Source organism: Zobellella sp. DQSA1 (assembly GCF_041950555.1).
In the GTDB taxonomy this organism is placed as follows: Bacteria; Pseudomonadota; Gammaproteobacteria; order Enterobacterales; family Aeromonadaceae; genus Oceanimonas.
Map to the genome: position 1 here is coordinate 1,578,491 of NZ_CP169531.1, position 19,746 is coordinate 1,598,236.

The window sequence follows — 19,746 nt, forward strand, 5'->3', positions numbered from 1 at the left end:
GTGACTATTGCAATTCGCGAATTCGACGCCGTGGTAATCGGCGCCGGCGGTGCCGGCATGCGCGCCGCCTTACAAATAGCGGAATCCGGCAAGAGCTGTGCGCTCCTGTCCAAGGTGTTCCCGACCCGTTCCCATACCGTGTCCGCCCAGGGCGGTATCACGGTGGCGCTGGGCAATGCCCACGACGACAACTGGGAATGGCACATGTACGACACCGTCAAGGGTTCCGACTACATCGGTGACCAGGACGCGATCGAGTTCATGTGTCAGACCGGCCCCGAGGCCATCCTCGAGCTGGAAAAAATGGGTCTGCCCTTCTCCCGTTTCGATAACGGCAAGGTGTACCAGCGTCCCTTCGGCGGCCAGTCCAAGGCCTTCGGCGGCGAACAGGCGGCTCGTACCGCGGCGGCGTCCGACCGTACCGGTCACGCCCTGCTGCACACCCTGTATCAGCAGAACGTCAAGCACCAGACCACGGTATTTTCCGAGTGGTATGCGCTGGACCTGGTGAAGAACCAGGACGGCGACGTGGTCGGCTGTACCGCCATCGATATCGAAACCGGTGAGGTGGTCTACTTCAAGGCCAAGGCGACCATACTGGCCACCGGCGGTGCCGGCCGTATTTACCAGTCCACCACCAATGCCCATATCAACACCGGCGACGGTGTCGGCATGGCGCTGCGTGCCGGTGTGCCGGTGCAGGACATGGAAATGTGGCAGTTCCACCCCACCGGCATCGCCGGTGCCGGCGTGCTGGTGACCGAAGGTTGCCGGGGCGAGGGCGGTTATCTGCTGAACAAGGACGGCGAGCGTTTCATGGAGCGTTATGCCCCCAACGCCAAGGACTTGGCCGGTCGTGACGTGGTGGCCCGCTCCATGATGATCGAGATCCGCGAAGGCCGCGGTTGCGATGGTCCCTGGGGTCCGCACATCAAGCTGAAGCTGGATCACCTGGGCAAGGATGTGCTGGAAAGCCGCCTGCCTGGTATCTGCGAGCTGTCCCGTACCTTCGCCCACGTGGATCCGGTGAAAGAGCCGATTCCCGTTATCCCTACCTGTCACTACATGATGGGCGGTGTCCCCACCAACGTGCACGGCCAGGCGCTCAAGCTGGATGCCAACGGCAACGACGTACCGGTGAAGGGCCTGTTCGCCGTGGGCGAGATCGCCTGCGTGTCGGTGCACGGTGCCAACCGCCTGGGCGGCAACTCCCTGCTCGACCTGGTAGTGTTCGGTCGTGCCGTGGGTCGTCACCTGACCGAAGCCCTGAACGAACTGGGCGACGTGCGCAGCGCCTCCGAGTCCGATCTGGATGCTTCCCTGACCCGCTACCACCGCTGGGAAAATACCCGCAGTGGCGAGGACCCGGTACAGATCAAGAAAGATCTGCAACGCTGCATGCAGAACAACTTCTCCGTGTTCCGGGAAGGTGATGCCATGGCCGAAGGCCTGGCCGAGCTCAAGGTGATCCGCGAGCGTCTGAAGTCTGCCCGTCTGGACGATACCAGCCGCGACTTCAACACCCAGCGTATCGAGTGCCTGGAACTCGACAACCTGATGGAAACCGCTTATGCCACCGCCGTGGCCGCGAACTTCCGTACCGAGAGCCGTGGTGCCCACTCCCGCTTCGATTATCCGGAGCGTGATGATGAGAACTGGCTGTGCCACTCGCTGTATAGCCCGGAAACCGAGTCCATGACCAGACGGTCTGTGAATATGTCACCGAAAACCCGTGACGCATTCCCGCCGAAAGCGCGGACTTACTAAGGGGAGGGGATAGCATGCAAATTACCATTTCTGTTTACCGCTACAATCCGGAAACCGATTCGGCGCCACACATGAAGGACTATAGTCTGGAGGTGCCGCAAGGCTCCGACATGATGGTGCTGGATGCCCTGCTGGCCCTGAAAGAACAGGACCCGACCCTGGCTTTCCGTCGTTCCTGCCGTGAAGGAGTCTGTGGCTCCGACGGCCTGAACATGAACGGCAAGAACGGCCTGGCCTGTATCACCCCGCTGTCCGACCTGATGAAGGCCGGCAGCAAGGTGGTGATCCGTCCGCTGCCCGGCCTGCCGGTGGTACGTGACCTGGTGGTCGACCTGACCCAGTTCTACACCCAGTGGGAAAAGGTCAAACCGTTCCTGATTGCCGAAGACAAGCAGCCGCCCGCCCGCGAGCGGTTGCAGTCGCCGGAAGAGCGCGCCAAGCTGGACGGGCTGTACGAGTGCATCCTGTGCGCCTGCTGCTCCACCTCTTGTCCTTCCTTCTGGTGGAACCCGGACAAGTTCATCGGTCCGGCCGGCCTGCTGGCCGCCTATCGCTGGCTGATCGACAGCCGCGATACCGCCACCGATGATCGCTTGTCCAACCTGGATGACGCTTTCAGCGTATTCCGCTGCCATGGCATCATGAACTGTGTGAACGTGTGTCCCAAAGGCCTTAACCCCACCAAGGCCATCGGTCATATCAAGTCCATGCTGCTGAAACGGGCAGTTTAACAGTCCCAAGCTGATAACCCGCCGCCCGCGAGGGCGGCTTTGACTCGACGACCAGAACGACAGTAGCCCTGTCGAGAAGTTACAAAGGGATAAAGATGCACAATGGCGTAATGCAAGCCTGGCTGGAATCTTCTCACCTGGCCGGTGCCAATGCGACCTATGTAGAAGACCTGTACGAGGCCTATCTTGCCGATCCTGAAACCGTTCCCGACCAATGGAGGTCCGTTTTCGACGGCCTGCCGGCGCAAGACGGCAACGTTCAGGACCAACCCCACTCGCAAGTAAGAGATTATTTTCGCCGCCTCGCCAAAGACACCTCCCGTTATGCCACCCCGGTCAGTGATCCCCACACTGACGCCAAGCAAGTCAAAGTTCTGCAACTGATCAACGCCTACCGCTTTCGGGGCCATCAGAATGCGAACCTGGATCCGCTCGGGCTGTGGAATCGCGACGTGGTGGCGGAGCTAGACCCGGCTTTCCACAACCTGACCGGCGCCGACCTCGAGGCGACCTTCAACGTGGGTTCCTATGCCATCGGCAAGGAAACCATGAAGCTGAAGGATCTGGTGGCGGCGCTGAAAAAAACCTATTGCGGCTCGGTGGGTGCGGAATACATGCACATCACCAGCACCGAAGAAAAGCGCTGGATACAGGGCCGTCTGGAACCTGTTGTCGGTGAGCCCCAGTACACCCAGGAAGACAAGCTGCGCTTCCTCGACAGCCTGACCGCCGCCGAGGGCCTGGAGAAATATCTGGGCGCCAAGTTCCCCGGCGCCAAACGTTTCTCCCTGGAAGGGGGCGATGCCCTGGTACCCATGACCAAGGAACTGATCCGTCGTTTCGGCGAGAAGGGTGGCCGGGAAGTGGTGATCGGCATGGCCCACCGGGGTCGTCTGAATATGCTGGTCAACGTATTGGGCAAGCGTCCGCAAGACCTGTTCGATGCCTTTGCCGGCAAGTACGACATCCAGAGTTCCGGTGACGTCAAATACCACATGGGCTTCAGCTCCGACTTCGAAACCCCGGGCGGCGTGGTGCACCTGGCGCTGGCGTTCAACCCCTCGCATCTGGAAATCGTCAACCCGGTGGTCATCGGCTCGGTACGGGCGCGCATGGATCGGCTGGAAAATCCGGACGGCCGTCAGGTGCTGCCGATCACCATTCACGGTGACTCGGCCTTCGCCGGCCAGGGTGTGGTGGCGGAAACCTTCAACATGTCCCTGACCCGCGGCTATGGCGTGGGCGGTACCGTGCGCATCGTGATCAACAACCAGGTGGGCTTTACCACCTCGAACCCGCGCGACACCCGTTCCACCGAGTACTGTACCGATATCGCCAAGATGGTGCAGGCCCCGATTTTCCACGTCAACGCCGACGATCCGGAAGCCGTGGTGCAGGTGACTCAGCTGGCCCTGGATTTCCGCAACGAGTTCGGCCGTGACGTGGTGATCGACCTGGTATGCTATCGCCGCCACGGCCACAACGAGGCCGACGAGCCGAGCGCCACCCAGCCGTTGATGTACCAAAAGATCAAGAAGCACCCGACTCCGCGCAAGATTTATGCGGACCTGCTGATCGGCAAGGGTACCGTGTCTGCCGAAGACACCACCGTGATGATCAACGAGTACCGGGATGCCCTCGACCACGGTGAGTGCGTGGTCAAGGAATGGCGTCCGATGGAAAAGCATTCCGTCGACTGGTCACCCTACCTGGGTCACGAGTGGGACATGCCCTACGACTCCGCCTACCCGCTGGACAAGCTGAAAGAGCTGGCCGAGCGGGTGACCAGTTACCCCGAGACCCATACCCTGCAGCGCCAGGTCGGCAAGATTTATGATGACCGCCGGTTGATGGCCAAGGGTGAAAAGCTGGCGGACTGGGGCTTTGCCGAAGTACTGGCCTACGCCACCCTGTGCGACAGCGGCTATGAAGTGCGCCTCACCGGTCAGGATTCCGGCCGCGGCACCTTCTTCCACCGCCACGCGGTACTGCACAACCAGAACGACGCCAGCACCTATACCCCGCTGTGCCACCTGTCCGACAAGCAGGGCCAGTTCCAGGTCTATGACTCGGTACTGAGCGAAGAAGCGGTGATGGCGTTCGAATACGGTTATGCCACCGCCGAGCCGGAAGGCCTGACCATCTGGGAAGCCCAGTTCGGTGACTTCGCCAACGGCGCCCAAGTGGTGGTTGACCAGTTCCTGAGCTCCGGCGAGCAGAAGTGGGGCCGGATGTGCGGCCTGACCCTGTTGCTGCCCCATGGCTACGAAGGTCAGGGTCCCGAGCACTCCAGTGCCCGTCTGGAACGTTATCTGCAGCTGTGCGCCGAGCACAACATGCAGGTGTGCGTACCGACTACTCCGGCCCAGGTATTCCATATGTTGCGTCGCCAGGTACTGCGCCCCATGCGCCGTCCGCTGGTGGTGATGACGCCGAAGTCGCTGCTGCGTCATCCGCTGGCGGTGTCCGAGCTGGAAACCCTGGCCAGCGGTACCTTCCAGAATGCCATCGGTGAAATCGACTCTCTGGATCCCAAAGGCGTTAAACGCATTATCCTGTGCTCCGGCAAGGTCTATTACGATCTGCTGGATGCCCGGCGCAAGAATGAACAAACGGATGTGGCCATTATCCGGATCGAGCAATTGTATCCGTTCCCTCAGGAAGAGGTTGCCGCGATTCTTGCCGATTACCAGCACGTGAAAGACTTCGTCTGGTGTCAGGAAGAACCGCAAAACCAGGGGGCCTGGTATTGCAGCCAGCACCACTTCTGGGCTGCCATCCCGGCCGGTGCCAACCTGCGTTATGCCGGTCGCGCCGCCTCGGCGTCCCCGGCCGTGGGTTACACCTCTGTTCACTTACAACAACAAAAAGCGTTGGTCGAAGACGCACTGACGTTGACTGAAGCATAACGCACAAAGGACATATTGATGACCATCGAAATCAAGGTTCCCGACCTACCAGAATCTGTCGCCGATGCCACCATTGCCACCTGGCACAAACAGCCGGGTGATCGGGTTGAGCGCGACGAAGTGATCGTCGACATCGAAACCGACAAAGTGGTGCTGGAAGTTCCGGCTCCCGAAGCCGGGATACTGGAAGCCATTATTGAAGACGCCGGCGCCACCGTGCTGGGTCAGCAGATCATCGGCAAGCTCAAGCAGGGCGCCGTGGCCGGTGAGGAAACCAAGGACAAGCCGGTCGCCGCCAACGGCGAAGCGAAGGAAGAGGCCAAGGCCGATGCCGATGACGCCCTGAGCCCGGCGGTGCGCCGCCTGGTGGCCGAGCACAATATCGACGTGGCCAAGCTGGCCGGCTCCGGCAAGGGTGGTCGCATCACCAAGGAAGACGTGGAAGCCTTTATCAAGGGCGGCAACAAGCCCGCGGCGGCACCCGCCGCCGAGGTCAAGGCCCCGGTCATCCCCCTGGGCGAGCGCACCGAGAAGCGCGTGCCCATGACCCGTCTGCGCAAGCGCGTGGCCGAGCGTCTGCTGGAAGCCAAGAACACCACCGCCATGCTGACCACCTTCAACGAGGTCAACATGGGCCCCATCATGAGCCTGCGCAAGCAGTATCAGGAGGTGTTCGAGAAGCGCCACGGCATCCGCCTGGGTTTCATGTCCTTTTACGTGAAGGCGGTGGTGGAGTCCCTCAAGCGTTATCCGGAAGTGAACGCCTCCATCGACGGTGACGATATCGTCTACCACAACTACTTCGATGTCAGCATCGCCGTGTCCACCCCCCGTGGTCTGGTGACCCCGGTGCTGCGCGACTGCGATCGCCTGGGCCTGGCCGACATCGAGAAGAGCATCAAGGATCTGGCCATCAAGGGCCGTGACGGCAAGCTGACCGTGGACGACATGACCGGCGGCAACTTCACCATCACCAACGGCGGCGTGTTCGGCTCCCTGATGTCTACCCCCATCATCAACCCGCCGCAGAGCGCCATCCTGGGTATGCACAAGATCCAGGATCGCCCGATGGCGGTGAACGGTAAGGTGGAAATCCAGCCGATGATGTACCTGGCGCTGTCTTACGACCACCGCCTGATCGACGGCCGCGAGTCCGTGGGCTATCTGGTGTCCATCAAGGAACTGCTGGAAGACCCGACCCGTCTGCTGCTGGACGTGTAAATCGATAATAACAAGAGGTCGGGTTGCGGCCCGACCCGTTTTTATGCCCTGAACCCAAACACAACAACGGAAAACGCAACATGAATTTGCATGAATATCAGGCAAAACAGCTGTTTGCCGAATACGGTCTGCCCGTATCAGAAGGCTACGCATGTGACAACCCGCAAGAAGCGGTAGAAGCGGCCAGCAAGATCGGCGGCGACATGTGGGTGGTCAAATGTCAGGTCCACGCCGGTGGCCGTGGCAAGGCAGGCGGCGTCAAGCTGGCCAAGACCAAGGAAGAAATTCGCGAGTTCGCCGAAAACTGGCTGGGCAAGAACCTGGTGACCTACCAGACCGATGCCAAGGGCCAGCCGGTGGCCAAGATCCTGGTCGAGTCCTGCACCGACATCGACAAGGAACTCTACCTGGGCGCGGTGGTTGACCGTGGTACCCGTCGCGTGGTGTTCATGGCCTCTACCGAAGGCGGCGTGGAAATCGAGAAAGTCGCCGAAGAGACCCCCGAGCTTATTCACAAGGCCGCCATCGATCCGCTGGTAGGCCCGCAGGCCTATCAGGGCCGCGAGCTGGCATTCAAACTGGGCCTGCAAGGCGACCAGGTCAAGCAGTTCACCAAAATTTTCCTCGGTTTGGGCCAGATGTTCCTGGACTACGATTTCGCCCTGCTCGAAATCAACCCCCTGGTGATCACCACCGCCGGCAACCTGCACTGCCTGGACGGCAAGATCAACATCGACTCCAATGCCCTGTTCCGTCAGCCCAAGCTGCGTGAAATGCACGATCCGTCCCAGGACGACGCCCGTGAAGCCCACGCCGCCAAATGGGAACTGAACTACGTGGCCCTCGACGGCAACATCGGCTGCATGGTCAACGGTGCCGGCCTGGCCATGGGCACCATGGATATCGTCAACCTGCACGGCGGCTCTCCCGCCAACTTCCTGGACGTGGGCGGTGGCGCCACCAAGGAACGGGTGACCGAAGCATTCAAGATCATTCTCTCCGACAGCAACGTGAAAGCGGTACTGGTGAACATCTTCGGTGGCATCGTCCGTTGCGACATGATCGCCGAAGGTATCATCGGTGCGGTGAAGGAAGTGGGCGTGAAGGTCCCGGTGGTGGTGCGCCTGGAAGGCAACAATGCCGAAGCCGGTGCCAAGAAGCTGGCCGAGTCCGGCCTCAACATCATCGCTGCCACCAGCCTGACCGACGCCGCGGTTCAGGTCGTCAACGCCGCACAGGGGAAATAAGAGAATGAGCATTCTGATCAACAAAGACACCAAGGTTATCTGTCAGGGCTTTACCGGTGGCCAGGGGACTTTCCACTCCGAACAGGCCATCGCCTATGGCACCCAGATGGTTGGCGGCGTGTCTCCGGGCAAGGGTGGCAGCACCCACCTGGGACTGCCGGTGTTCAACACCGTGCGTGAAGCGGTAGAAGCCACCGGCGCCACCGCCACCGTTATCTATGTGCCGGCGGCCTTTTGTAAAGATGCCATCTTGGAAGCCATCGACGCGGGCATCCAACTGATCGTTACCATCACCGAAGGCATTCCCACCCTGGACATGCTGGACGTGAAGGTGAAGCTGGACGAAGCCGGCGTGCGCATGATCGGCCCCAACTGCCCGGGTGTGATCACCCCGGACGAGTGCAAGATCGGCATCATGCCCGGTCACATTCACAAGAAGGGCAAGGTCGGCATCGTATCCCGCTCCGGCACCCTGACCTACGAAGCGGTCAAGCAGACCACCGACGAAGGTTTCGGCCAGTCCAGCTGTGTGGGCATCGGTGGCGACCCCATCCCCGGCTCCAACTTTATCGATATCCTGAAGCTGTTCCAGGACGATCCGGAGACCGAGGCCATCGTGATGATCGGTGAAATCGGCGGTACCGCCGAGGAAGAAGCCGCCGCCTTCATCAAGGCCAACGTGACCAAGCCGGTGGTGTCCTACATCGCCGGTGTGACCGCGCCTCCGGGCAAGCGCATGGGCCACGCCGGTGCCATCATCTCCGGTGGCAAGGGTACTGCCGACGAGAAATTCGCCGCCCTGCAGGACGCCGGTGTGAAAACCGTGCGCTCCCTGGCCGATATTGGCAAGGCGCTGCGTGAAGTGACCGGCTGGTAACACAAAGCCGTAAGCTTGAAGCTGAAAGAAACAAGGAGCCGTTGCAGGCTCCTTTTTTTATGTGGTTGGCTCTTTGGTTACATGCGTTCCGTCCGGCTCCATGGATCCGGTTTCATGCTGAACTGTCCGTGCTGCCAGTGGCTGGCCAGGCGGCGGAAATCGTCACCTTTCACATGGATCAGATCCCGGTGGTCACCGCTTTCCAGGTAGACGTCGGCCATACCGAGCAGGGCATCGTCCACCAGGGTATCCAATGCATAAGGATCACCCATGGCCGGAATGGCACCGGGATCACAGTCGTTGAACCACTGTTCCAGGGTGCGTTCCGGTGCCAGTTGCACCTCGCCATGCACCAGGTAGTTCAGGCGCTGCAAGTCGACCTTGTCGGCGGCGGGGATCACCGCCATGATGGATTTACCGTCGTCCCGCTCCAGGATCACGGCCTTGGCCATCTGGGCGAGGGGAACATGGCCGGCGATGGCGCTCTGCGCCGCCCCTTCCGAGTAGGCGTGATGCACCGTGTCATAGGGGATATGATGTCGGTCCAAGTACTGTTTCAATCTGAGTGACATACCCATAGCTACCTCCCGAAGGCCAAGCCGTGTCGGGCCGCCTTCTCTGCTGCATAACCAGTATAGACTGCCGGACAAAACTTGACTTTTAAATGCTTCATATGAGCCTTTGATCCAGATCAAGCGTGAGAGGGATTACCATTTTTTAACCGGCTAATTACTTTAGAATGACTTTTTACGGAGCCGAACGAGAGCCTCAAGGAATGCGTAACCTCTCACTGAACTGGAAGATTTTTCTGCCGCTGCTGGTGATTTTCGGCCTGGTATTCGTACTGTGTTTTGCCGTCTCCACCCAGTTGCAGCGTGGCCTGGCGCTGCATCTGGCCGAAGAAAAAATCGAGACCACCGCCAACCTCTATATGGATCAGCTCAACGTGCTGATGGTCAACGGCGCCATTCACCAGCGACAACTGGTGCAGACCAAGGTACAGGAAGAGGTGGGCATCCAGCAGGCGAGGGTAATACGGGCACCGGCGGTGAGCCAGCTGTTCGGGCCGGGGGCGCCGGATCAGGGCATAGAGGATGAACTGGACCGGCGGGCCATAGAGCGGGGGGAAACCGTGCTCGAGCTGCACCTGGACGACAATATTCCCCATCTGACCCTGATCAAACCCTACAAGGCCTACCAGGAGTACCGCGGCACCGCCTGCCTGCAGTGCCACCAGGTGCCGGAGGGCACCGTCATGGGCGCGGTGCGCATCAGCTATGATCTGAGCGATACCTTTGCCCAGATCCGCGGCAACAACCTGCGCCTGGGCGGCGTGCTGCTGCTGGTGTTCGGCGCCGCCCTGGTGGTGTTGTGGCGGGTGCAGAATTATTACCTGAAACGGCCCATCCTCAATATCAGCGGGCGGCTGCAACAGCTGGCGCAGGAGCGGGATCTGGCGACCCGGCTGGTGCCGCTGGGCAAAGATGAGCTGGGTGGCCTGGTCGGCGCCATCAACGGCCTGCTGGCCAGTTTCCAGAAAAGCCTGCAGGAGGTGCGCCAGGTGACCGGCCGCATCTATGAGGCGGCGGATCAAATCCAGCAGAGCGCCCAGAAGACCGACAGCTCGGTCAAGATTCAGGATGGGGAAACAGCGCTGATCGCCACCGCCGTCGACGAGATGGAGGCCTCGGCACGGGAAGTGCGGGAGAATGCCAGGCTAACGGCCGAAACCTCGGAACAGAGTCATGCCTTCGTCCTGACCGCCAATGATCAGGCCCAGGTGGCTATCTCCGGTATCCAGGCCCTGAGCGGTGAAATTGGGCGTATCGACCAGGTGATTCGCGAACTGGACGGCCGTTGCGATCAGGTAGACAAGGTGCTGGACATGATCAAGGGCATTGCCGAGCAGACCAACCTGTTGGCGCTCAATGCCGCCATCGAAGCGGCCCGGGCCGGTGCTTCGGGCCGTGGCTTTGCCGTGGTGGCGGACGAAGTCCGCACCTTGTCATTGCGTACCCAGCAGTCGGCGGAGGACATTACCGGCATGATCCGCCTGCTGCAGACGGAAGCCAAGGGGGCGGTGTCTGCCATCCAGAAGGCGGAGGGGCAGGCGGTGGACAGCGTAGAGAGGACCCAGGCGGCGATGGACTCGCTGCAGGCCATCATCGAGCAGGTGGCCCGCATTAACGAACTCAATGCGCAGGTGGCGGCGTCGGCGGACGAGCAGAGCGCGGTGTGCGCCGAGGTGAGCCGCAATATCACCCGGGTGCGGGACTCTTCCGGTGATACGCTGGAACAGGCTGATTCCGCCGCCACCGCCAGCCTGCAACTGGTGGCCGAGTGCAAGGTGCTGGAGCAGATGATCGCCCACTATCGGCTGCAGGGCGGCGCTGCCCGCGGCGACGAGGCCTTGCCGGCAGGAGAGCCGGTGGTGGCCATCTGAGGCGGAAGGGGACGCTCAGGCGTCCCCTTTTACTTCCAGTACCTGGCTTCGCACCTCGCCTTTGGCCAGGCGGGTGTGCAGCTCGTCTCCGGGCGCGAGCCGGGCCGCGTCGGTTACCACCTGGCCCCGGCTCAGGGTGATGCTGTAGCCCCGGGACAGGGTGGCCAGGGGACTCATGGCGTCGAGCCGGGAGGCGGCGAGGGCCAGCCGGTGCTTGTCCTGCCCGAGGCGGCTGTGGAACAGGGAAGCCAGGCGCTGCTCAAGCCGGAGCAGCCGCTCATGCCCGGCCTGCAGGCGACGTTCGGGATGCTGGTGCTGTAGCCTTAGACGGGCGGCCTCCAGCCGCTGGCCGGCTTGCTCCAGCCGACGCTGCCAGCCCCGCAGCAGGCGCAGCTGCAGTTGATCCAGGCGCTGGGCCTGCTGCTGCAGGCGGCGTTCGGGGTGCTGGCGACCGAGGCGGGATTCCAGCTGCAGCAATTGCTGTCGTTGGCTCTGCAGGTATCGGCGCTGGGCCGTCTCCAGCCGTTGGCGCCATTGCACCCATTGCTGGCCCTGGATCTCGCCATCCCGGCTGACCAGCTCGGCGGCGGCGGAAGGGGTAGGCGCGCGCAGATCGGCGACCAGATCGCTCAGGGTGATGTCCACTTCATGGCCGACGGCGCTGACCACGGGAAGGGCGGAAGCGGCGATGGCCCGCACCAGCCGTTCGTCGTTGAAACACCAGAGATCTTCCAGTGAGCCGCCGCCCCGGGCCAGGATCAGCAGATCCGTTTCCGCCCGGCGATTGGCGATGGCCAGTGCCGCCAACAGTTGCGGCACCGCCGCTTCGCCCTGCACCTGGCTGGGATAGAGGATGACCTGCAGATGGGGCGCGCGTCGCGCCAGCACGGTGAGAATATCGTGCAGGGCGGCGCCGGAGGCCGAGCTGATGATGCCGACGCGAGAGGGGTGGGGGGGCAGGGGACGCTTGCGTCCGCTATCGAACAGGCCTTCGGCGCCGAGTCTGTGCTTGAGCGCCTCGAACTGTTGTTTGAGCAGCCCTTCACCGGCCGGCGCCATGGTCTGGGCCACCAGCTGGTAGTCCCCCCTGGGCTCATACAGGGTGACTTTGCCGAAGATCAGCACCTGATCGCCGTCTTTGGGCCGAAAGGTTACGCTGCGGTTATTGCCACGAAACATGGCGCAACGCAGCTGGGACTGACTGTCCTTGAGCGAAAAGTACCAATGGCCGGAGCCGGGCGTGGCCAGGTTGGAAATTTCACCGCTCAGCCAGACCGCGCCCATTTCGCCTTCCAGCAGCAGCCGGGCATGGCGATTCAGGCGGGTGACCGTATAAACGTCTGTTAATTTTTCCGGATGCAAAATGGCCCCTGAGTAGTATTTTTATATGAAAATAAACGGCTTTGCCCGATATTTTGCGCTTAATTTGCCAAAATAACAAAAATCGCTTTACCGAAGGGGGTCGGATGCCTACAATTCATCGGCAATATTTTTCCCCCAACTGATGGTGAATATTGCGATGCTTAGGATTGCCCAAGACGCCCTGACCTTTGATGATGTACTGCTGGTCCCTGCCCATTCCACCGTGCTGCCCAACACGGCGGATCTCCGTACCCGACTGACCCGGGAAATCCATCTTAACATCCCTATCGTTTCTGCCGCCATGGATACCGTGACCGAGGCCGAGCTGGCTATCGCTCTGGCCCAGGAAGGGGGCATCGGCTTTATTCACAAAAACATGTCGATCGAAAAGCAGGCGGCGCAGGTGCGCAAGGTCAAGAAGTTCGAAAGTGGCGTGGTATCCGATCCGGTCACGGTTCGTCCCGACATGACCATCGCCGATGTGCGCGAGCTGACCCGCCAGAATGGTTTTGCCGGTTATCCGGTGGTCACGGCCGAGGGGGAACTGGTCGGCATCATCACCGGGCGGGATGTCCGTTTCGTGCAGGACATGAGCAAGCAGGTTCATGAGGTGATGACCGAACAGACGCGTCTGGTGACGGTCAAGGTGGGGGCGTCCCGGGATCAGGTTGAAGCGCTGATGCAACAGCATCGCATCGAAAAGGTACTGGTAGTGGGAGCCAACGGCCAACTGACCGGTATGATCAGCGCCAAGGATTTCCAGAAGGCCGAGAGCAAGCCCAACGCCTGCAAGGACGAGCAGGGCCGGCTGCGGGTGGGGGCTGCCGTTGGTGCGGCTCCGGGCAACGAAGAACGGATCGAGGCGCTGGTGGCGGCCGGTCTGGACGTGTTGCTGATCGACTCTTCCCACGGCCATTCCGAAGGGGTGCTGGAGCGCATCCGTGAAACCCGCAAGGCATTCCCCCACCTGCCCATTATCGGCGGCAACGTGGCCACCGCCGCCGGCGCCCGCGCCCTGGCCGAGGCCGGGGCCAGCGCGGTCAAGGTGGGCATCGGTCCCGGCTCTATCTGTACTACCCGTATCGTCACCGGTTGCGGGGTTCCCCAGATCACCGCCGTGGCCAATGCCGTCGAGGCCCTGAAAGACCTGGGTGTTCCGGTTATTGCCGATGGCGGCATCCGCTTCTCCGGTGACATCGCCAAGGCGCTGGCCGCCGGCGCCCATTGCGTGATGATGGGCTCCATGTTTGCCGGCACCGAAGAGTCTCCCGGCGAGATCGAGCTGTTCCAGGGCCGAGCCTTCAAATCCTACCGGGGCATGGGCTCGCTGGGCGCCATGACCAAGGGCTCCAGCGATCGTTACTTCCAGTCCGACAACGCCGCCGACAAACTGGTGCCGGAAGGCATCGAAGGCCGGGTCCCCTACAAGGGCAAGCTCAAGGAAATCATCCACCAGCAGATGGGTGGCCTGCGCAGCGCCATGGGCCTGACCGGCAGTGCCACCATCGACGACCTGCGCACCAAGGCGGAATTTGTTAAGATATCCGGTGCGGGCATCCAGGAGTCGCACGTGCATGATGTGACCATCACCAAGGAAGCCCCGAACTACCGTTTAGGCTGATCCCGAAAGCAGTAAACGGGGGATATTTCCCCCGTTTTTCTATTGCCGTTTGGCCCCCCACAGACGGCCTTTGTAACTAGTAGGAAGACAATGACCAAAAATATTCACGATAACCGGATCCTGATCCTGGACTTCGGCTCGCAATACACCCAGCTGATCGCCCGTCGTGTCCGGGAGCTTGGGGTGTACTGTGAGCTGTGGGCCTGGGACGTTACCGAAGCTCAGATCCGCGACTTCAATCCGAATGGCATTATCTTGTCCGGGGGGCCCGAGTCCGTTACCGAGCCCGGCAGCCCGCGGGCGCCGGAATACGTGTTCAGTGCAGGGGTACCGGTGTTCGGCATCTGCTACGGCATGCAGACCATGGCCGAGCAACTGGGCGGGGCCGTGGCCGGCTCCAGCGAGCGGGAATTCGGCTATGCCCAGGTGCAGCGGGTGAACGACTGTGCCCTGTTCGCCAATATTGAAGATGCGGTGGATGCCGACGGCAATGCCCTGCTGGACGTGTGGATGAGCCACGGCGACAAGGTGGTGGCCCTGCCCGACGGTTTCACCAAGGTGGCCCAGACCGGCAACTGCCCCTTCGCCGGCATGGCGGATGAGCAACGCCGTTTCTACGGGGTGCAGTTCCACCCGGAAGTGACCCACACCCGCCAGGGCGCGCGCATGCTGGAGCACTTCGTGCGCGGCATCTGCGGTTGCGAGGCATTGTGGACTCCGGCCTCCATCATCGAAGACGCCGTGGCCCGCATCCGCGAGCAGGTGGGCGACGGCAAGGTGCTGCTGGGGCTGTCTGGTGGCGTGGACTCCTCCGTTACCGCCATGCTGCTGCATCGGGCCATAGGCCCGCGGCTGACCTGCGTGTTTGTGGATAACGGCCTGCTGCGCCTGAACGAGGCGGACCAGGTACTGGAGATGTTCGGCGATCACTTCGGCCTCAATATCGTCCACGTCAATGCCGAGCAGCGCTTCCTGGCTGCCCTGGCCGGCGAAAACGATCCGGAAGCCAAGCGCAAGATCATCGGCCGGGTCTTTATCGAGGTGTTCGATGAGGAAGCCGGCAAGATCCGGGACGTGAAGTGGCTGGCCCAGGGCACCATCTATCCGGACGTGATCGAGTCCGCCGGCTCCGCTACCGGCAAGGCCCACGTGATCAAGTCCCACCACAACGTGGGCGGCCTGCCGGAAGACATGGAGCTCAAGCTGGTCGAACCGCTGAAGGAGCTGTTCAAGGACGAGGTGCGCAAGGTCGGCCTGGAGCTGGGCCTGCCCTACGACATGCTCTACCGCCACCCCTTCCCGGGCCCGGGCCTGGGCGTGCGAGTGCTGGGCGAGGTGAAGAAGGAATACTGCGACCTGCTGCGCCGGGCCGACGCCATCTTTATCGACGAGCTGCACAAGCATGATCTGTACAACAAGGTCAGCCAGGCCTTTACCGTCTTCCTGCCGGTACGCTCGGTCGGCGTGATGGGCGATGCCCGCAAGTACGACTGGGTGGTGTCCCTGCGCGCGGTGGAAACCATCGACTTTATGACCGCCCACTGGGCGCATCTGCCCTACGATTTCCTGGGCCATGTGTCCAACCGGATCATCAACGAGGTCGACGGCATTTCCCGGGTGGTCTACGACATCTCCGGCAAGCCCCCCGCCACCATCGAGTGGGAATAATCACACGTTAGGCACTAGCTAGTACTAACAGGCATAAATATACGATTAAGCCCATGTTTTCATGGGCTTTTTTGTTTTTGTGTCTGGCAGTATTTGGCAACTAGTGGCAGCGGGAAGCACCGCTTGAGCGTGGCATCCAAGGTGGTATTATCGAGTCATGATGCCATGAGTGATAGCCGACACCATGCTGCTTGATCCAATGTGTTCATGGTATCGAAATTTATTAACTATTTGTTTTTATTAATTTTATACCCTGTTTTTGGGGTGATCTTTCAGCATGATATCAGCGTCGAGGAGGGATAAGACTCTTGCTGACCGATACCAAGCTGCGCAACCTCAAACCGAGGGACAAACTCTACAATATGTATGCATGTCGGCCGATCAGGTACGCATCGACGGTGTAGTGGTGGCAAATCTTCGGCACGCCGTCAGACATCGGCGGGTAGCACCGGCCAGCGGCCCGGCTCACGTTTGGGGAGTGGCCATACCGCAGCGCGCTTTACGGGCTCATCACTGACGCCGTTCTCGCGCCGTGTCACTATCAAGACCCTGTTGGTCAATCAGCGCCGGGCCAGCCCGCAGTCGATGGCGAAGCACCTGCGCTATATCGAGCGCGACGGCGCGGGGCGTGATGGTGAGCCCGGCCGAGCCTACGGGCCGCAGATAGACGAGGCCGATCTCGATGCTTTCAAGGAACGCTGTCAGGGCGACCGGCACCATTTTCGCTTCATTCTCTCGCCCGAGGATGGAGCCGAACTAAACGATCTACGCACTTACACACGTCACCTGATGAGCCGCATGGAAGCCGACCTGGGCACGCGTCTGGATTGGGTGGCGGTGGATCACTGGAACACCGACAACCCGCACACCCACCTGATCGTGCGCGGGCGCGACGACACCGGCAAAGACCTCATCATCGCCAGCGACTACATCGCCCACGGCTTCCGCCATCGCGCCGCCGAACTGGCGACCGAATGGCTGGGGCCGCGCACCGAACTGGAGATCCAGCAGACCTTGCGGCGCGAGGTGGAACAGGAGCGGTGGACGAGCCTGGATCGCACACTGCAACGAGAGGCTGGCGATAACCATCGGGTGCAGATCGAGCGCTTTATCAACCCGAAGTTGTAACGTTAGAGACAACTGCTCATTGGCCGCTTGCAACACTTGCAGCGCCTGGGCTTGGCGGACGAGATGCAGCCCGGTACCTGGGACATTCACGCCGATGCCGAGAAAACATTGCGGGCCCTGGGCGAGCGTGGCGATATCATACGCACCCTGCAAAGCTCCATGAGCGGCCTTTCACGAGAGCTGGCTGTCTTTGAACCAGGTGAGAGCGGGCGCAGTGTCATCGGCCGCGTGGCCGCCAAGGGGCTGGCCGACGAGCTGCACGACCGCGGCTATCTGGTCATCGACGGCGTGGACGGCAAGGCCCACTACGTCGCGCTGAACGCCCGCGACGAGCTGGCGAACTATCCAACCGGCGCGGTGGTGGAGGTACGCGGTTCCGCCGAGGTGCGGGCGGCCGACAAGAACATCGCCACGCTGGCGAGCGATGGCCTGTACCGCACCGATCATCACCTGGCGATCGAGCAGGGCCGGGCCAAGCCCGGCCGCGACCCGCAGGAAGTCGTCGCGGCCCATGTCCGCCGACTGGAAGCCTTGCGGCGGGCCGGCATCGTGGAGCGTGTGGCCGAAGGGCTATGGAAAGTGCCCGACGACTTGCCCGAGCGTGGCCGTCAGTACGATGCGCAACGGCTCGGTGGTGTGGCGGTGGAACTGAAGTCGCACCTGCCCATCGAGCAGCAGGCGCGCGTGATCGGAGCCACCTGGCTCGACCAGCAACTGATCGGCGGCGGCCGAGGGCTGGGCGACCTGGGCTTTGGTGGCGAGGTCAAGAACACACTGCAACAGCGCGCTGACTTCCTGGTTGAGCAGGGGCTGGCCGAGTGGCGCGGGCAGCGCGTAATTCTGGCGCGCAACCTGTTGGGGACGCTACGCAACCAGGAGCTAGCGCAGGCCGCCAAGGACATTGCTGCCGACACCGGTCTGAAGTATCGGCCGGTGGCCGACGAGCAGCGCGTGGCCGGCATCTACCGGTGCTCAATCATGCTAGTGAGCGGGCGCTATGCCATGCTCGACGACGGCATGGGCTTCTCCCTCGTGCCGTGGCGGCCTGTGATCGAGCGGCGGCTAGGTCAGCAACTTGCCGCCACGGTACACGGCGGTGGCGTGTCGTGGGAAATTGGGCGGCAACGCGGGCCTGCCATCGGATAGCCAGCGCCCGAGCTTCAAGCCAGATGCTGCATCTCGCGCACGGGCCAAAATAGCCAAAGAACCGGTAGATGGACAAATGCATGAGTCGGCTATCGACCCTGCACGCAATGATGGCAAGATGATCCATATTGGAGAAATAACGGCATTCGATATTCGGCATGAGCGCGCAGACGAATGCCGTGCGCATACGAATAAGGGATATATGGTTTCGGTTCAGATGGGGGGCGAAGATAAGACCGCGAAGATCAGCGGCTGGGCGATTTACTGGAGCGACAAGTACGAAGCCCTGCAACTGACCTGTTATTACCCCTCCAAGAAAACATACACACGCCCGCTCAGCGACTGTCGCATCTCTCCCGTTCGTGAGCTGGGCGAGATGTTGCTGACTAAGTCCGGCAGCACGATCGTCACGCCCATCGCCAAGGCGACGATCTACGGCGAGCGGTATGCCGTCGTGCACTATCCAGATGCTGACAAACCTTACGTCTTCAAGATGGACGGTATCGGCTTTGCCGCGCCGACGGCGATGAAGGATGCACCGGTCTTCCACTATTTCACTGCCGTGGCCACTGCCCGGCAGGAGCGAGCGGAGTCGAAGACCGACCGAGACATCGCCGCCAATGTCGTGCGCCAGCTAGCAAGGCTGCCCGCCAGTGCCGACACTGCCTTGCAGGCCTACTGCACGGGGCGCAACGGCGCGCAGGCGCCGGGCCAGGGGCTGATCTATCCGTTCGGGCTGAACGAGAGCCAGCTTGGGGCGGTGGAGCAGGCGTTCCGTGCGCAGGTCCGCGTGATCGAGGGACCGCCAGGGACCGGCAAGACCCAGACCATCCTCAACATCCTTGCCAATATCCTGCTGCGTGGGCAGACGGTGGCGGTGCTGTCCAACAACAATGCGGCGGTGGAGAACGTCTACGAGAAGCTGGAGAAGTACGGCCTGGGCCACCTGGTCGCCAAGCTCGGCAACCAGGACAACCGCCAGGACTTCTTCGGCGACCTGCCGACGTGGCCATCGAGCGAGCCCGAGCCCGAGCCCGCGCCGACGCTGGAAGAGATCCAGGCCCTACTGGCCCGCTTGAAGCAGCATCTGCACGATCACAATCGTGCGGCGCAATTGCAACTCGAACTCGACGAGTTGATCATCGAGCGGCGCTATCTACAGCAGTGGCAGGCTGACAGTGGCATGCAGGCCGCCGCCTCGCTGGACAAGTACGGGCTGTCGCCGCGCAAGCGGCGGTGCTGCTGATCTTCACCTTCACCGCGTCGTCCATGCTCGGCTCGATTCTGACGCTCAGCGTGCTCGGCGCGCTGATGTTCTGCAACGTGCCGGGTCTGGCGCTCTACGTCGTACAGCTTGCCCAGCGCCATCGGCCTGGAAACGTGGACATCGCCTCCACCATCAACGTCTCGGCCGCCAACGCAGGCATCGCGCTGGGCGTCTTCATCGGCGGGCTGGTGGCGGATTCCCGCCTCGGACTGGGCGCAACGCCATGGGTCGGCGCCGTCATGGTTGGCATCGGCCTGCTGCTGACGGTGTGGAGCGGTTGGCTGGACAAAAGAGAGACAGGTGCAGGCTCAGTGGTCTCGTACGCTGTGCGAGGCCACTGAGCCAAGGGGGCGGCATGG

The 19,746-nt window shown here is 61.7% G+C and carries 13 protein-coding genes and 1 pseudogene; 12 read left to right on the top strand and 2 right to left on the bottom strand.

Translation table 11 applies throughout. The features are described 5' to 3' along the window. The 6 genes from sdhA (at position 1) to sucD (ending at position 8,752) form a co-directional block, all read left to right on the top strand. Positions 1 to 1,767 carry a succinate dehydrogenase flavoprotein subunit gene (gene sdhA, locus ACEVBK_RS07575; protein ID WP_375058000.1) on the top strand — a complete coding sequence of 589 codons (1,767 nt, stop codon included), beginning with the start codon at positions 1 to 3 and terminating at the stop codon, positions 1,765 to 1,767. A gap of 14 nt (positions 1,768 to 1,781) precedes the next feature. Then, complete coding sequence (locus ACEVBK_RS07580) at positions 1,782 to 2,498, top strand: succinate dehydrogenase iron-sulfur subunit (protein WP_375058001.1); 717 nt, start codon at positions 1,782 to 1,784, stop codon at positions 2,496 to 2,498. Between the two features lie 95 nt (positions 2,499 to 2,593). Continuing rightward, entirely contained in the window at positions 2,594 to 5,407 is a 2,814-nt protein-coding gene (sucA, locus tag ACEVBK_RS07585) for a 2-oxoglutarate dehydrogenase E1 component (RefSeq protein WP_375058002.1), read from the top strand. Between the two features lie 18 nt (positions 5,408 to 5,425). Beyond that, positions 5,426 to 6,628: a 2-oxoglutarate dehydrogenase complex dihydrolipoyllysine-residue succinyltransferase gene (gene odhB, locus ACEVBK_RS07590; protein ID WP_375058003.1), complete on the top strand. Its 1,203-nt coding sequence runs from the start codon at positions 5,426 to 5,428 to the stop codon at positions 6,626 to 6,628. 80 nt (positions 6,629 to 6,708) lie between these two features. Beyond that, a complete protein-coding gene (gene sucC / locus ACEVBK_RS07595) occupies positions 6,709 to 7,875 on the top strand; it encodes an ADP-forming succinate--CoA ligase subunit beta (protein WP_375058004.1) in 1,167 nt (388 codons plus the stop codon). A 4-nt stretch (positions 7,876 to 7,879) separates the two neighbouring features. Next, a complete protein-coding gene (sucD, locus tag ACEVBK_RS07600; RefSeq protein ID WP_375058005.1) occupies positions 7,880 to 8,752 on the top strand; it encodes a succinate--CoA ligase subunit alpha in 873 nt (290 codons plus the stop codon). A gap of 77 nt (positions 8,753 to 8,829) precedes the next feature. Here sucD and ACEVBK_RS07605 read toward each other — a convergent pair whose 3' ends face one another. Further along, entirely contained in the window at positions 8,830 to 9,324 is a 495-nt protein-coding gene (locus tag ACEVBK_RS07605) for an aminoacyl-tRNA deacylase (protein WP_375058006.1), read from the bottom strand. A gap of 203 nt (positions 9,325 to 9,527) precedes the next feature. On the opposite strand from ACEVBK_RS07605, the gene ACEVBK_RS07610 reads away from it, so the two are divergent. Then, positions 9,528 to 11,195, top strand: a complete 1,668-nt coding sequence (locus ACEVBK_RS07610; RefSeq protein ID WP_375058007.1) for a methyl-accepting chemotaxis protein — start codon at positions 9,528 to 9,530, stop codon at positions 11,193 to 11,195. A 15-nt stretch (positions 11,196 to 11,210) separates the two neighbouring features. Here ACEVBK_RS07610 and xseA read toward each other — a convergent pair whose 3' ends face one another. Continuing rightward, the gene (gene xseA / locus ACEVBK_RS07615) at positions 11,211 to 12,557 is read right to left on the bottom strand and encodes an exodeoxyribonuclease VII large subunit (RefSeq protein WP_375058008.1); all 1,347 of its coding nucleotides are present in this window, start codon (positions 12,555 to 12,557) and stop codon (positions 11,211 to 11,213) included. A 157-nt stretch (positions 12,558 to 12,714) separates the two neighbouring features. Between xseA and guaB the strand changes: the two genes are divergently transcribed. From guaB to ACEVBK_RS07640, 5 genes and pseudogenes are all read left to right on the top strand, one after another. Then, positions 12,715 to 14,178 carry an IMP dehydrogenase gene (gene guaB, locus ACEVBK_RS07620; RefSeq protein ID WP_375058009.1) on the top strand — a complete coding sequence of 488 codons (1,464 nt, stop codon included), beginning with the start codon at positions 12,715 to 12,717 and terminating at the stop codon, positions 14,176 to 14,178. A 90-nt stretch (positions 14,179 to 14,268) separates the two neighbouring features. Further along, entirely contained in the window at positions 14,269 to 15,846 is a 1,578-nt protein-coding gene (guaA, locus tag ACEVBK_RS07625; protein ID WP_375058010.1) for a glutamine-hydrolyzing GMP synthase, read from the top strand. Positions 15,847 to 16,206: 360 nt separating this feature from the next. Then, a pseudogene (locus ACEVBK_RS07630) lies at positions 16,207 to 18,120 on the top strand (relaxase/mobilization nuclease domain-containing protein). Positions 18,121 to 18,238: 118 nt separating this feature from the next. Next, positions 18,239 to 19,366: an AAA domain-containing protein gene (locus tag ACEVBK_RS07635; RefSeq protein ID WP_375058011.1), complete on the top strand. Its 1,128-nt coding sequence runs from the start codon at positions 18,239 to 18,241 to the stop codon at positions 19,364 to 19,366. Continuing rightward, the gene (locus ACEVBK_RS07640) at positions 19,357 to 19,728 is read left to right on the top strand and encodes a hypothetical protein (protein WP_375058012.1); all 372 of its coding nucleotides are present in this window, start codon (positions 19,357 to 19,359) and stop codon (positions 19,726 to 19,728) included. The genes ACEVBK_RS07635 and ACEVBK_RS07640 overlap by 10 nt, the downstream gene beginning before the upstream one ends. Positions 19,729 to 19,746: the final 18 nt, after the last annotated feature.